This window comes from Pseudomonas sp. 10S4, from assembly GCF_034344865.1.
In the GTDB taxonomy this organism is placed as follows: Bacteria; Pseudomonadota; Gammaproteobacteria; order Pseudomonadales; family Pseudomonadaceae; genus Aquipseudomonas.
The window spans coordinates 5,254,252-5,268,243 of record NZ_CP133774.1 but is presented as its reverse complement, the minus strand read 5'-3'; the positions used below and the strand labels follow the sequence as shown (position 1 = coordinate 5,268,243).

Annotated in this window: 12 protein-coding genes and 2 pseudogenes; 11 read left to right on the top strand and 3 right to left on the bottom strand. The window is 60.0% G+C overall.

Annotated features, from left to right (window positions below; genetic code table 11):
* Positions 1 to 41 precede the first annotated feature (41 nt).
* Positions 42 to 815, bottom strand: coding sequence for a class I SAM-dependent methyltransferase (locus RHM58_RS24720; protein WP_322268427.1), 774 nt, complete (start codon positions 813 to 815; stop codon positions 42 to 44).
* Between the two features lie 136 nt (positions 816 to 951).
* On the opposite strand from RHM58_RS24720, the gene RHM58_RS24715 reads away from it, so the two are divergent.
* From RHM58_RS24715 to pncA, 5 genes are all read left to right on the top strand, one after another.
* A complete protein-coding gene (locus tag RHM58_RS24715; protein ID WP_322268426.1) occupies positions 952 to 1,509 on the top strand; it encodes a cytochrome b in 558 nt (185 codons plus the stop codon).
* Positions 1,510 to 1,585: 76 nt separating this feature from the next.
* On the top strand, positions 1,586 to 2,116 hold the full coding sequence (locus RHM58_RS24710; RefSeq protein ID WP_322268425.1) for a tetratricopeptide repeat protein: 531 nt from the start codon (positions 1,586 to 1,588) through the stop codon (positions 2,114 to 2,116).
* Positions 2,117 to 2,168: 52 nt separating this feature from the next.
* Positions 2,169 to 2,666 carry an RNA polymerase sigma factor gene (locus tag RHM58_RS24705; protein ID WP_201255423.1) on the top strand — a complete coding sequence of 166 codons (498 nt, stop codon included), beginning with the start codon at positions 2,169 to 2,171 and terminating at the stop codon, positions 2,664 to 2,666.
* Entirely contained in the window at positions 2,663 to 3,439 is a 777-nt protein-coding gene (locus RHM58_RS24700) for an anti-sigma factor family protein (RefSeq protein ID WP_201255422.1), read from the top strand. The genes RHM58_RS24705 and RHM58_RS24700 overlap by 4 nt, the downstream gene beginning before the upstream one ends.
* 49 nt (positions 3,440 to 3,488) lie before the next feature.
* Positions 3,489 to 4,130, top strand: a complete 642-nt coding sequence (gene pncA, locus RHM58_RS24695) for a bifunctional nicotinamidase/pyrazinamidase (RefSeq protein ID WP_322268424.1) — start codon at positions 3,489 to 3,491, stop codon at positions 4,128 to 4,130.
* Positions 4,131 to 4,316: 186 nt separating this feature from the next.
* Here pncA and RHM58_RS24690 read toward each other — a convergent pair whose 3' ends face one another.
* Both RHM58_RS24690 and RHM58_RS24685 read right to left on the bottom strand, forming a co-directional pair.
* Positions 4,317 to 5,618, bottom strand: coding sequence for an ATP-binding protein (locus tag RHM58_RS24690; RefSeq protein WP_201255420.1), 1,302 nt, complete (start codon positions 5,616 to 5,618; stop codon positions 4,317 to 4,319).
* A 4-nt stretch (positions 5,619 to 5,622) separates the two neighbouring features.
* Complete coding sequence (locus RHM58_RS24685; RefSeq protein WP_027923024.1) at positions 5,623 to 6,324, bottom strand: response regulator transcription factor; 702 nt, start codon at positions 6,322 to 6,324, stop codon at positions 5,623 to 5,625.
* Positions 6,325 to 6,595: 271 nt separating this feature from the next.
* Here RHM58_RS24685 and RHM58_RS24680 point away from each other — a divergent pair, with 271 nt between their 5' ends.
* The 6 genes and pseudogenes from RHM58_RS24680 to RHM58_RS24655 all read left to right on the top strand — a co-directional run bounded on the left by RHM58_RS24680 (position 6,596) and on the right by RHM58_RS24655 (position 13,908).
* A complete protein-coding gene (locus tag RHM58_RS24680) occupies positions 6,596 to 7,753 on the top strand; it encodes an efflux RND transporter periplasmic adaptor subunit (RefSeq protein ID WP_322268423.1) in 1,158 nt (385 codons plus the stop codon).
* A 15-nt stretch (positions 7,754 to 7,768) separates the two neighbouring features.
* Positions 7,769 to 10,866, top strand: a pseudogene (locus tag RHM58_RS24675) (multidrug efflux RND transporter permease subunit).
* A gap of 179 nt (positions 10,867 to 11,045) precedes the next feature.
* The gene (locus tag RHM58_RS24670) at positions 11,046 to 11,687 is read left to right on the top strand and encodes a DUF1345 domain-containing protein (RefSeq protein ID WP_201255419.1); all 642 of its coding nucleotides are present in this window, start codon (positions 11,046 to 11,048) and stop codon (positions 11,685 to 11,687) included.
* Positions 11,688 to 11,763: 76 nt separating this feature from the next.
* The gene (locus tag RHM58_RS24665) at positions 11,764 to 12,603 is read left to right on the top strand and encodes an AraC family transcriptional regulator (RefSeq protein ID WP_322268422.1); all 840 of its coding nucleotides are present in this window, start codon (positions 11,764 to 11,766) and stop codon (positions 12,601 to 12,603) included.
* 49 nt (positions 12,604 to 12,652) lie between these two features.
* Positions 12,653 to 13,289, top strand: a pseudogene (locus RHM58_RS24660) (LysE family translocator).
* Between the two features lie 442 nt (positions 13,290 to 13,731).
* Positions 13,732 to 13,908 carry a hypothetical protein gene (locus RHM58_RS24655; protein WP_322268421.1) on the top strand — a complete coding sequence of 59 codons (177 nt, stop codon included), beginning with the start codon at positions 13,732 to 13,734 and terminating at the stop codon, positions 13,906 to 13,908.
* Positions 13,909 to 13,992: the final 84 nt, after the last annotated feature.

The following is a 13,992-nucleotide window of genomic DNA, read 5'->3' as shown; positions in this document are numbered from 1 at the left end:
CTATGGGAGCGAGCTTGCTCGCGATTGGCCGCAACGCTGATCTAACTGCCCTTCACCGCCACAAATGCTGCTGTCACATACGGCACGGTGATGACGTCCTTGCCGCGCAACTCCGGCTCGCCGTCAATCAACGCCCTAATCTGCGCATCCACCCTGTCCCGCTGCGCTTGCGGCAACGCAGCAATAAAACTGGTCGATCTCACCCGATTGAAAATCACATCCTCGGGCGAGCCCGTGTGCCCATGAGCGAAATGCTGAGCCTGCAACGGCCCAAACGCCTTGTGCGGAAACGCCAACCGCCACGCACCGGTGTAATAGCGCGGGGTATCACCTTCCAGCGCATTGACGATCGAATCCAGTTTTGGCACCCAACTCACCCGGGTATCGCGCAGGTTCCACACCAGGCCCAACCTGCCGCCCGGCTTGAGCACCCGGGCAATTTCGGTCAGCGCTGCCGGGCTCGCAAACCAGTGAAACGCCTGGGCGCAAACCACCACATCCACCGAGGCGTCCGGCAGCGGCAAATCGGTGGCCGTGCCACTGACGGCCAGCACTTGCGGATAAGCGGCGGACAACTTCTCCAGCATCTGCGGCACCGGTTCCACGGCAATTACCTGTGCGCCTGTGGCCACCAGCCGCCCGGTGAACTTGCCGGTGCCGGCGCCGAGGTCAATCACGGTTTTGTCGTCATCCAGACCCAAGGTGCCCGTTAGCCAATCGGCCACTTGCGGTGGATAATCCGGGCGGCCACGCACGTAGGTGTCGGCGCCGGTTTTATAGCCATCGGCGGCAGCATGGTGAATGTGTTCTCTCATCACAGTTCTCCCGATACACATCAATGCTGTCGAGCATAGCGTCTGGCTTAATGCTTTCCCTGCAAAGACCTTCACAAAGAAATGAATAATTGTTCATACAGCGGTGTTCACCTGCCATCGCCTTAGAGGATTGCCCATGACTACCCTGAACAACCCGCCAACTCGATACGACCGCCTGACCATGAGCCTGCACTGGCTGACCGCCGTGTTGGTGATTTTCCTGTTCGCCAGTTCGCAAATCTGGGACCAATTGGCCAAAGGCACGCCCCTGCGCAAGGGGTTGCAGTCGGTGCACATTTCCTGCGGCATCCTGCTGGCGGTGATTGTCATCGGTCGGCTGCTCTGGCGCCTGTCCCGAGGCCGGCGTTTGCCTGCGCTCAATCAAGGCCTGATGAATATTGCGGCGAAAACCGCGCATCTGGCGTTGTATCTGCTGCTGTTGAGTCAGATCGTGCTGGGTTTCCTGTTTCGTTGGGCTCAGGCCGAACCGTTCAACTTCTTTGGGCTGTTCGATGTCCCAACCCTGATGACGTTCGATAAGAGTATGAAGTCGGTGTTCGGTGGCCTGCATGAACAGGTGGCTTGGGCCCTTGTGATTCTGGCCGGGCTGCATGCGGTGATGGCGCTGGTTCACCATTACGGCCTGCGCGACGGCACACTGCGCCGGATGCTGCCGGGAAGCGATTCGATCTGAAACGAATAAAACACCGAGGCCGGGTGTTCTATGGATGCCTACCCTTGAATTCTGTTTTTTGAATGGAGTTTCGCCCATGAATATCCGTTTCGCTGTTTTCGCCACCCCGCTGCTGTTGGTCGCAGCGCTGTCCAGCACGCTGGTGTTCGCCCACGGTGACGACGCCGCACCCGCCAAGCCCAATTGCCCCAAAGGCCAGGTGTTCGACAGCAAATCGAACAAGTGTGTGCTGCAAACCAGCAGCCTGGTGCCGGATAACGACCGGGTGGACTACGCCTATCGCCTGGCCAAGGACGGTCGCTACGAAGAAGCCCTGGCCCTGCTCGATACGCTTAAAAATCCCAACACCGCCAAGGCACTGAACTATCGCGGCTACGCCACGCGTAAACTAGGCCGCACCGACGAAGGCATCGGCTATTACCTGCAATCGGTCAAACTCGACCCGCAGTATGCGCGAGTACGCGAATACCTCGGCGAGGCTTATGTGATCAAAGGTCGTATCGACCTGGCCCAGGAGCAGTTGCAGCACATCAAGTCGATCTGCGGCAGCACCTGCGAGGAATACCAGGACCTGGCCGAAGCCATCAACGATTCATCGAAAACCTGACACCGAACGGACGGAGGTCGCCATCGCCAGCGATCAGGCATTTAGAGCAGAGTTGGGCCAGCATCTGGCGCGTTTATGGCGTTACGGCTTGCTGCTGTCCCGACAACGGCATGTGGCCGAAGACCTGGTGCAAGCCACCTGCGTACGGGCGCTCGAACGGGCCGGGCAGTTTGTGCCCGGTACGCGCATGGACCGCTGGCTGCTGAGTATCTTGCACTCGATCTGGCTCAATGAAGTGCGCGCCCGCCGTGTGCGCCTGGGCCAGGGCTTGGTGAATGCCGACGAGGCGCTGTCGTTCGACGGCGAGCACGCGGCGCAAACCCATGTGCTGGCCGCGCAGGTCATCCGGCGCGTCGATGCCTTGCCCGAAACCCAACGCGAAACGGTGTACCTGGCCTACGTCGAAGGCCTGTCCTACCGCGAAGTGGCCGAGGTGCTGCAAGTGCCGATCGGCACCGTCATGAGCCGACTGGCTACCGCCCGCCTGAAACTTGCGGAGTACCCACCCCTGCACGCTGTACCGAGTTCTACCTCTGGAGAACGTCGATGACCGACCCCCTACGCCCGACGATCCTTTCGGATGAACAGTTGGTGGCCTACCTCGACGACCAACTCGACACTGAACAGCGCACCCGCATCAACGCCGCCATTAACGAAGACCCGGCGCTCAACCTGCGCCTGCAATGGCTGGCCCGCAGCAGCCTGCCGTTCAAGGATGCTTACGACGAATTGGGTCAGCAAGCGCCAATGGATCGCTTGCACGCCATGCTCGACACCTTGCCCAGCCCTGCCCGCCCGGCACTTAGTCGGCGCTGGTTTCTGGCCGCAGCGGCTGGCCTTGTAGTGAGCGGTGTGCTGGCGGACCGGTTGTTCCTCGGTTGGCAGTTGAGTCAGCAAAAAACCAACTGGCGCGGGCTGGTGGCTGACTATATGTCGCTCTATGTACCGCAAACCCTGGAGCACTTGCCCACCGACGAGGCAACCCAGCGTGCCCAACTGCGCACCATCGACGCCCGTCTGGGCCTGAACCTGGCGCCGGCGCAACTGACCCTGCCGCGCCTGGATTTCAAGCGTGCACAAATTCTCGAATACGACGGCGTGCCCATCGCGCAAATCACCTATCTGGACCCGGCCCACGGCCCGATGGCGCTGTGCGTCACCCGTTCCAACAGTGGCAGCCGGCATTTTGCCCAGGAACGTAGACACAACATGAACGTTGTCTACTGGGCTGACACGGAACACGCGTGGATGTTGATCGGGCACAACTCGATGGCGGACCTTGAGGACATCGCCAAGGTTTTGAGAAGTCGGCTGAGCGCATAACGCAAATCGTCACTATCCTATCGACTGACTTCCAAGGAGGAATCACCCCATGCCACATCCATCTCTCCACGCTTCGCGTACAGCCCTGCTGGTGATCGACGTACAGAACGACTTCATCCCCGGCGGCCAACTTGCGGTGCCCGAAGGCGACTTGATCGTGCCATTGATCAATCGCCTCGGTGGGCAGTTCAGTCAGGTGATCATTGCTCAGGACTGGCACCCGGCGGGGCATGCCTCGTTTGCCCCCAGCCATCCGGGTCGCAAGCCCTACGACGTCATTCAGTTGCCCTACGGTGAGCAGACGCTGTGGCCGGTTCATTGCGTACGGGGTACACCCGGTGCCGATTTGCACGCCGATCTGGATTTGCCACATGCGCAACTGATCATTCGCAAAGGCTGCAATCCGGATATCGACAGTTACTCCGCGTTCCTCGAAGCCGATCGCACGACCACCACCGGGCTGGCCGGCTACTTGAAGGAACGTGGGATCGACACGGTTTATCTGGTTGGGCTGGCGCTGGATTTCTGCGTGATGTTTTCGGCGCTCGATGCACGAGCGGCCGGGTTCAATGCGTTTGTAGTGCTGGATGCATGCCGGGCGATTGATCTCGATGGGTCGCTGGCTGCGGCGATTGAGCGGATGCAGGTGGCCGGGGTGAAACTAATTTCAGCGAATGAAATTTTGGGGTGAGACCTGATCCCTGTGGCGAGGGAGCTTGCTCCCGCTCGGCTGCGCAGCAGTCGCAAAACCTTTGAATGCGGTGTGTCAGGAGACACGGTATTCGCTGGAATTGGGGCCGCTTCGCAGCCCGGCGGGAGCAAGCTCCCTCGCCACAGGGGCAGCGTTGTGGCCCACAGTTCAGAGTGGACTCTGGATTCAGGCCGGTGTCGGCAACCACAGGCGAAACCGAGCCCCACCCAGCGGCGACGCTTCAACCGTCAACGTCCCGCCCTGCGCTTCCAGCGCCCGGCGACTGATCGCCAGCCCGAGACCGAAGCCTCCAGTGGCGCGATCCCGGCTGCGATCCAACCGATAAAACGGTTCGAAAATCCGCTCCCGCTCATCTTCCGGAATGCCGATCCCGTCATCATCGACCCAGATCTCGCAGCCTTTGGGGCACACTTGCACGCCAATCTGAATGCGCTTTTCGCAGTAGCGCATCGCATTGCGCAGCAGGTTTTGCAGGGCGCGCGCGGTCAGGCGTGGGTCGAGGGTGAAGCGCTCGAGCTGACCATGCAGCAGCACGTCGATGACGATGTCCGGTGATTCCAACTCTTCATCGACACTGCCCAAAATGCTGTCGATAAACTCATCCAGCGACACTTCAACCTGCTCCGGCAAGCGCGCCGGATTCTGCAAGCGGCTATAGGACAGCAGCTCCAGCACCAATTCATCCAGTTCACGAATGTGCGCGACCAACCCTTGCAGGCGTTCGCGGCTTGGCGCCGGCATGTCATCGGACAACGCCAGGGCCAGGCCGAAGTCCAGCCGTGTCAGCGGCGTGCGCAGTTCGTGGGACACCGCGTTGAGCAAGTCCCGCTGCTGGTTGAGCAGGTTTTCAATGTCACCGGCCATGGTGTCGAATACGTTGGCCAGGCTGCCGATGTTTGAGTTTTTGGATATCTGGGTGCGCTCGCTCAAGTGGCCTTTACCAAAGCGTTCGGCGGTGCCTTTCAGACGTTCGAGGTCGCGCCAGTGCGGGCGCAGCCACAGCAGCAGGCACGCGAGCATCGTCGCGCCGATCAGCACGTTGATGCTCCAGTACAACAAATTGACGTCCATCGGATCCGGCGGCACCACCATTTGCACCACCGCCTGCTCGTTCAGCGGTGCGACCGCCAAGGTCCGCCAACCCCAATCGCCAATACGCACGATGTTCTCGCCGCGCTGCAAACGCTCCTGCTCATCAAGGGTGAAATCCGCATCGTCATTGCGGGCCAGCACGATTTGCAGCGGCTGGAATTCCTTGTCCATTTCGGCGGCCAAGGCTGGCCACTGTTCAACTGGCACGGCGTGGAACTGCTTGACGATCAACGTCTGCAAGCCACGGGAATAGTCGAGGTTGTAGGAGACAAAGCGCTCATGGAACAGCTTGATCACCACATCCGGCACCAGATAAATCGCCGCGCTGTACGAGACGATCGTTACCAGATACAGGCGAAACAGGATTCTGAACATCGATTCAGCATTCCCACTCGGAGCGACTGAACAGGTAACCCTTGCCCCACACAGTCTTGATCTTGCGGGCCTCGCCGGCGTGATCATCGAACTTGCGCCGCAGCTTGGAAATCGCCACGTCCACCGAGCGATCCGTACCGTTGAATTCGATACCGCGCAGGCGTTGCAGGATCTGGTCGCGGCTCAGCACTTCACCGGCATGCCGGGCCAGCACCACCAACAGGTTGTATTCACCGCTGGACAGCTCCACCAGTTGTTCACGCCAGGTCACGGTGCGCTCGGACAGGTCGATGCACAGGTTGCCCATCAGGATGCGATCGTTGGCGGTCTGCGGTTCGCCGAGGCTGCTGCGCCGCAACAAGGTGCGCACCCGTGCCAGCAACACCCGCGGCTCGCAGGGTTTGGTGACGTAATCGTCGGCGCCCATTTCCAGGCCCAGCACTTGATCGTGGCTGTCGTCCCGTGCGGTGAGCATCAGGATCGGCAAGGTCGCCGAGTCGGCTCTCAGCAACCGGCAGACTTGCAGGCCATCAAGCCCGGGCAGCATCAAGTCGAGGATCACCAGGTCCGGCGGATTGACCCGGGCACGTTCGCGCACATGGTCACCGCGGCTGATCACGCTCACGGAGTAACCGTTGCGTTCCAGGTAGCTGGCGATCAATTCGGAGAGCGCGGTGTCGTCTTCGACCAGGAGGATGTTGGGCATGGGGTGTTTCCAGAAAGTGCGGTGGCGACTGTTCGGGCCTCTTCGCGGGCAAGCCTCGCTCCTACAGAGGTATCACATTCTCCTGTAGGAGCGAGGCTTGCCCGCGAAGGCGGCCTGCCAGTCGCTGAAAAAAATCAAGGCGCCAAGGATATACGCCCTCACGCACCCGCGAGTAAAACCCTTACACAATTTCACACAGCGCCTACAAAGCTTCACCGCTACTCTCGTCGCCTCCCCGTAGGATGCTGGGGGTCATTATTGGGGTATTCACATGTCAAAGAATCTGCTTGCCACGCTCAGCCTGATTGCACTGGCGTTGACACTGAGCGCTTGTGACAAGTCCTCGACCGCTGAAGAAGCGGCACCACTGGCCACCGTGCGCATCGAAACCATCGAAGCACGGCCACTGGCGATCACCAGCGAACTGAGCGGGCGGATTGCTGCGCCGCGTATCGCCGAAGTCCGCGCCCGGGTGGCCGGCGTTGTGTTGCAGCGCACCTTCCGTGAAGGCAGCGATGTGAAACAGGGCGACGTACTGTTCCGCATCGACCCTGCACCCTTCAAGGCTGACCTCGACAGCGCCGAAGCCTCTTTGCGCAAGGCCGAGGCCAATGCGTTCCAGGCCAAACTGCAAGAGCAGCGCTATTCACAGTTGATCGAAGGCAATGCCATCAGTGGCCAGGACTATGACAACGCCCGGGCCAATGCCCGGCAAACCGCCGCTGACGTGGCCGCCAACAAGGCAGCCGTGGCGCGAGCCAAACTGAACCTCGGTTATGCCACCGTAACTGCGCCGATTTCCGGACGCGTCGGGCGGGCACTGGTCACCGAAGGCGCGTTGGTCGGACAGAACGAAACCACCCCGCTGGCGTTGATCCAGCAACTGAACCCGATTCACGCCGACCTGACCCAATCGACCCGGGAACTCAACGACCTGCGTCGGGCCTTCCGTTCCGGTCAGTTGCAGCAGGTCGGCCAGGACCAGGTCAAGGCCACGCTGATTCAGGATGACGGCAGCCTCTACCCGCTGCCGGGCAAACTGCTGTTTGCTGACATCACCGTCGATCCGGGTACCGGGCAGATCATCCTGCGCAGCGAGTTCCCTAACCCGGACCTCGACCTGCTGCCTGGCAGCTTTGTTCGCGTGCGACTGGAACAAGCCGTGAACCAGCAAGGCATCAGCGTGCCGCAACGGGCCATCCAGCGTGACAGCGCCGGGATTGCCCAGGTGCTGCTGCTCGACGCCAATCAGCGTGTCGGCCAGCAACCGGTGCAACTGGGCGCGGTGCAGAACGATCGTTGGATCGTCATCGGTGGTCTCAAGCCGGGCGACCGCATCGTTACCGAAGGCCTGCAACACGCCAAGCCCGGTGACAAAGTCCAGATCGACGACACCCCTCTTCCACTTGCCCAGGTGACTGGTCAGTAAGCAGGACGCTTTTTTATGCCGCAGTTCTTTATCGACCGCCCTGTGTTTGCCTGGGTGCTCGCGTTGTTCATCCTGCTGGCCGGCGCCCTGGCCATTCCGCAGTTGCCGGTGGCGCAGTACCCGGTGGTCGCGCCGCCGCAAATTGAAATCTACGCCGTGTACCCGGGCGCTTCGGCGCAAACCGTGGACGAGAGCGTGGTCAGCCTGATCGAAGAAGAACTCAACGGCGCTGATCACCTGCTGTATTTCGAGTCCCAGAGCAGCCTTGGCAGCGCCACCATCACCGCAACGTTCCAACCGGGCACCGACCCGGAGATGGCTCAAGTGGATGTGCAAAATCGTCTGAAAATCGTCGAATCGCGCCTGCCGCAAGCGGTCACGCAACAAGGGCTGCAAGTGGAGAAAGTCTCCGCCGGTTTCCTGCTGCTGATCACCCTGACCTCCAATGACGGCAAGCTCAACGACGTGGCGCTCAGCGATTATCTGGCGCGCAACGTGATGAACGAGATCAAGCGTCTGGACGGCGTCGGCAAGGCGCAATTGTATGGTGCCGAGCGTGCCATGCGGATCTGGATCGACCCGCAAAAGCTGATCGGTTTCAACCTCACGCCCGCCGATGTGAATGCCGCTGTCGTTGCGCAAAACGCCCAGGTGTCGGCCGGCAGCATCGGCGACCTGCCGGCCCGCACCACTCAGGAAATCACCGCGACCATCCTGGTCAAAGGCCAGTTGTCGACGCCTGAAGAGTTCGCCGACATCGTGCTCAAGGCCAACCCCGATGGTTCCACAGTGCGCATCGGTGACGTGGCACGGGTCGAAATCGGCAGTCAGGAATATCAGTTCTCCACTCGCCTGAATGGCAAACCGTCGACCGCCGTCAGCGTGCAGCTGGCACCGGGCGCCAACGCCCTGAGCACCGCGACGCTGGTGCGGGCGAAAATGGACGAACTGTCGCGCTACTTCCCGGCAGGCGTGGAATACAAGATCCCGTACGACACCTCGCCGTTCGTCAAGGTCTCGATCACCAAAGTGGTCTACACCCTTGGCGAAGCAATGTTGCTGGTGTTTGCGGTGATGTTCCTGTTCTTGCAAAACATCCGTTACACGCTGATCCCGACCCTGGTGGTGCCGGTGGCGTTGATGGGCACCTTTGCGACCATGCTCGCGCTGGGTTTTTCGATCAACGTGCTGACCATGTTTGGCATGGTACTGGCCATCGGCATTCTGGTGGACGACGCCATTGTGGTGGTGGAGAACGTCGAGCGGATCATGGTCACCGAGGGCCTGTCGCCCAAGGAGGCGACGCGCAAGGCCATGAAGCAGATCACCGGCGCCATCGTCGGCATCACTCTGGTGCTGGTGGCGGTATTCATCCCGATGGCGTTCATGCCGGGTTCGGTGGGTGTGATCTACCAGCAGTTCTCACTGTCGATGGCCACCTCGATCCTGTTCTCGGCGTTCCTCGCCCTGACCTTGACCCCGGCACTCTGCGCCACCCTGCTCAAACCGATTGCCAAGGGTGAACACCATGCCAAGGGCGGTTTCTTCGGCTGGTTCAACCGCCGCTTCGAACAACTGACCGAGCGTTATCAAGGTTGGGTCGCCTATGCGTTGAAGCGCACGGGGCGTTATCTGTTGATCTACGGCGTGCTGCTGATTGGTCTGGGCGTTTGCTTCAGTCGCCTGCCCTCCTCGTTCCTGCCGGTGGAAGACCAGGGTTACACCATCACCGATATTCAACTGCCGCCAGGCGCAAGCAAAAATCGTACGGTGAAGGTGGTGGAGCAGATCGAAGCGCATAACGCCACGGAACCCGGTGTGGGCGACAGCACGGTGATTCTCGGTTTCAGCTTCTCCGGCAGCGGCCAGAACGCGGCGTTGGCGTTTACCACGTTGAAGGACTGGTCGCAGCGCAGCAGCAATGATTCGGCCAGTTCGATTGCCGACCGGGCCAACATCGCCCTGAGCCAGATCAAGGACGCCGTGGCCTTTGCCGTGCTGCCGCCACCCGTGAACGGCCTCGGCACCTCCAGTGGTTTCGAGTTCCGCCTGCAGGATCGCGGCGGCCTCGGCCATGCCACGTTGATGCAGGCTCGCAGTCAGTTACTGGCAGCGGCCGAAAAAGTCCGATCCTGGCCAACGTGCGCGAAAGCGCCCTGGCCGAAGCGCCGCAGGTGCAACTGGAAGTCGACCGCAAGCAGGCGAACGCGCTTGGGGTTTCCTTTGCGGATATTGGCAGCGTGCTGTCCACGGCGGTCGGTTCGGCCTACATCAATGACTTCCCCAATCAGGGACGGATGCAGCGCGTTGTGGTTCAGGCCGAAGGTGATCAGCGCAGCCAGGTCGCGGACCTGCTGAAGATTCACGTGCGCAACAACGACGGCAAAATGGTGCCGCTGTCGGCTTTCGTCCAGGCCAAATGGACACAGGGCCCGGCGCAACTGACCCGTTACAACGGTTACCCGGCCATCAGTATTTCCGGTGAGCCGGCACCCGGCCACAGCACCGGTGAAGCCATGGCGGAAATCGAACGGCTGGTGGCGCAAGGCCCGGCGGGGTTGGGCCAGGAATGGACCGGCCTGTCGTTGCAGGAACGTCTGTCCGGCAGTCAGGCGCCGATTCTGCTCGGTTTGTCGCTGCTGATCGTGTTCCTGTGCCTGGCGGCGCTGTATGAGAGCTGGTCGATTCCGACGTCGGTGTTGCTGGTGGTGCCGCTCGGCGTGCTCGGTGCGGTACTGGCGGTGACGTTACGCGGGATGCCGAACGATGTGTTCTTCAAGGTCGGGCTGATTACCATCATCGGCCTGTCGGCGAAGAACGCGATCCTGATCATCGAATTCGCCAAGAGCCTGTACGACGAAGGCCACGACCTGATCGACGCCACGCTGCAAGCCGCGCGGTTGCGGTTGCGGCCGATTGTGATGACCTCACTGGCGTTCATCCTCGGCGTGGTGCCGCTGGCAATTGCCACCGGGGCCAGTTCCGCGAGCCAGCAAGCGATTGGCACCGGAGTGATCGGCGGGATGATTACCGCTACATTGGCGGTGCTGTTTGTACCCGTGTTTTTTGTGGTGGTGATGAAACTGGTGGGCAAGCGCCATAAAGACACCTAAGTCCCCGTAGGAGCGAGGCTTGCCCGCGAAGAGGCCGTGTCAGTCAGCATTGATGTTGCCTGACACACCGCTTTCGCGGGCAAGCCTCGCTCCTACAAGGGCACTTGGCTTCAGCCTTGTGGTCACGGCGCATCGCCCTGCGCTAAGGTGTTGCAAAGCAACTGACCCATCGAGCCTTTATGCCCCTCCTCGCCCGCACCCACCCTCGCCTGACCGCCGCTGCCACACTTGGCATCGCGGTCGGCATTCTGGCTCCGGCCGATTCGATCATCAGCAAAATCCTCATCGGCTGGAACGCCGGGGTCTGGACTTACCTCGTATTGATGGTCTGGCTCGCCACGCGTGCCAAGGCACCGGACGTCAAACGCCTTGCGGAGATCGAAGACGAAAACGCCGGGCTGGTGCTGTTCATGGTGAGCATTGCGGCGATTGCCAGCCTGGCGACCATCACCTTCGAACTGGCCGGCAGCAAAGACCTGGAAACATCGCGCAAGCTGCTGCATTACGCCTTTACCGCGGCGACGGTCATTGGTTCATGGTTGCTGATCGGGGTGATTTTCAGCGTGCACTACGCCCGCCTGTTCTACACCTGGGACGGCAAGGAGCCGGCACTGCGTTTTGCCGAGGGCCTGACCACTCCCAACTACTGGGACTTTCTGTACTTCTCGTTCACCATCGGCGTCGCGGTGCAGACGGCGGATGTGGGCGTGGCCACCCGAACCATGCGCAAGATTGTGTTGGCGCAATCGCTGATCGGTTTTGTGTTCAACACGGCGATTCTCGGGTTTTCGATCAACATCGCGGCGGGACTGTTCGGTTAGTGGCTGCACAAACGTTCTAGGCAGCCACCGGGTTGCAGGCGTTAAATAAGTCGGTAAACCGTCTCACAGGTGCAGCATGACTTCGCACAACTGGATCGACCTGGCCCAGGACACCGACACCGGCATCGAAACCTTGCGCGCGCATTTCGAGGGCCACGCCTACGACCCGCACTGGCATGACAGTTATCTGGTGGGCGTGACGGAGCAAGGCGTACAGCAATTCAACTGCCGGCGGGCCAGGCATCAAAGCACGCCGGGCAAGGTGTTTCTGCTGGAACCGGGCGACATCCACGACGGTGAAGCGCCCACCGAGGACGGCTTCACTTACCGCATGCTGTACCTCGACCCGCAATGGCTGGAACGGGAATTGGGCGAGCTGTTCGAAGACGCCCCACTCAACAGCCAACTGAGTTTCGCCAACACCCTGACCCCCGACCCGCAACTGGCCCAGGCCACCAGCCTGGCCTTCCAGACCTTGCACGGTGGCGAGCTGAAAATCGTTCGTCAGACCGCCCTCGACGGTTTGCTCGAACACCTGACCCGCCATCTGCACTGGCGCACCCGCTACAGCGAAGATCCACGCTTGCCGCTGGTGGCGCAAAAAGCCCGGGAGTACTTGCATGCCAACGCCCATCTCGATATCGGCCTCGATCAATTGGCCGCCGCCACTGGCGTAGATCGCTTTCGCCTGACCCGCGCCTTCAAGGCAGCTTATGGGTTGGCCCCACACGCTTACCTGGTACAACTGCGCCTGTCCAAGGCCCGGCGCATGCTCGCCAGCGGCTTGCAACCGGCGACGGTGGCGATGGAGTTGGGGTTTGCCGATCAAAGCCATCTGGGGCGCTGGTTTGTTCGCGCCTATGGGCTGACCCCGGCGATGTACCGCAAGCGCTGCTCAAATCTTCCAGACGCGTGACCTGGCCTTTGTGAAGATCGGCTCCTGACTGTCCAAGGAGTCCATGATTATGATTTCCACTTTTTCCAGCTTGTTGCCGTTTTTGGCATTCGCTTTCGTCGCGTCCATCACCCCCGGCCCGACCAATATCCTGGTGCTGAGCAATAGCGCCAGATATGGTTTCAAGGCTGCGCTACCGATCGTTTTTGGGGCCTGCCACCGGTGCGGCGCTGCTCGTGTTGGCCGTGGGCGGCGGTCTTGGCCACGTTCTCAGTGCCCACCCCCACCTGCAAACCGCAATGCAGTGGGCAGGCGTCGCGTGGTTGAGTTATTTGGCTTGGCAGATCTTTTGGGCGCCGGTCAATGCCCATGAACCATCGTCCCGCCCTCCTCAATCACAACGACTGGGTTTCAAGGGCGCCGCCAGTTTGCAACTGATCAACCCCAAGAGCTGGATGATGGCGTTGGCGGTGATCAGTGTGTTTGCCGCCCAAGGTCAGGAAAAATGGATGCATGTGATGATACTGTCGCTCGCCTTCTTTTTGGTCTCCTTGCCCTGCCTTTCCACTTGGGCGGTACTGGGAGCCCGCTCCCGAGTTCTGTTGAAAGCCCCCAATGCACAGAGAATTCTCAACTACAACATGGGTTTATTGTTGCTCGTTTCTGTATGGCTACCGCAATTATCACTCTATAAGTCAACGCCATAATCCGGCGCCAGTTACTTCAATAACTCGACGCTCTTGCCAGCACACTTCGCACCGACTGTAAACTGTTAGATCTTACAGTTTACAAGCCACCCTGATTGGCGCTTTTATTGTTCATCCAGAATTAAGGTCAACGTATATGGCCTTTGGATACCCTACTTAAAGTATCGGAGAGCCTCCCCATGAATCTAATCGTGAAAACCCTTGGCTTCGCCCCCGGCGAACACTTTCGTACCTCCAGCACTCATGAATTTCCGGAGTTCATTGCGACGTCGGCTTTTTTATCAGCCGTGAGGAAATCCACCTCACACAACTGGTAGCCGTAGAGCGTCCTGTTAGGCTAACTCATCAGGGAGTCACTATTGCCGTCAGGGAAATTACTATTTCCCTTCCTGACTCACTTGCTTCAGCCAATTACCCGGTGGGCGGCGAGTCTGACGTTTCGTTGAGCATTAAAGTTGATGGTGCTATCTCTGAAGCGATCTCAGGCACTGTTACTTTGGATCCACAACTGGACGGTAAAGTGGGTGGAAGCTTCAATGTCGCTGTTGAAATTCGTGGGCAGGAGGATAAAACCTTTGTTCTGAAAGGACATTTCAAAGTCAAATTACCGGTGCGTTGAGTAGATTCCGAAATAAAAAAGGGAAGCTAATGCTTCCCTTTTTGATGGCCTCTGTCTCGTCCTGAATAAGGTTTACACCTTCTG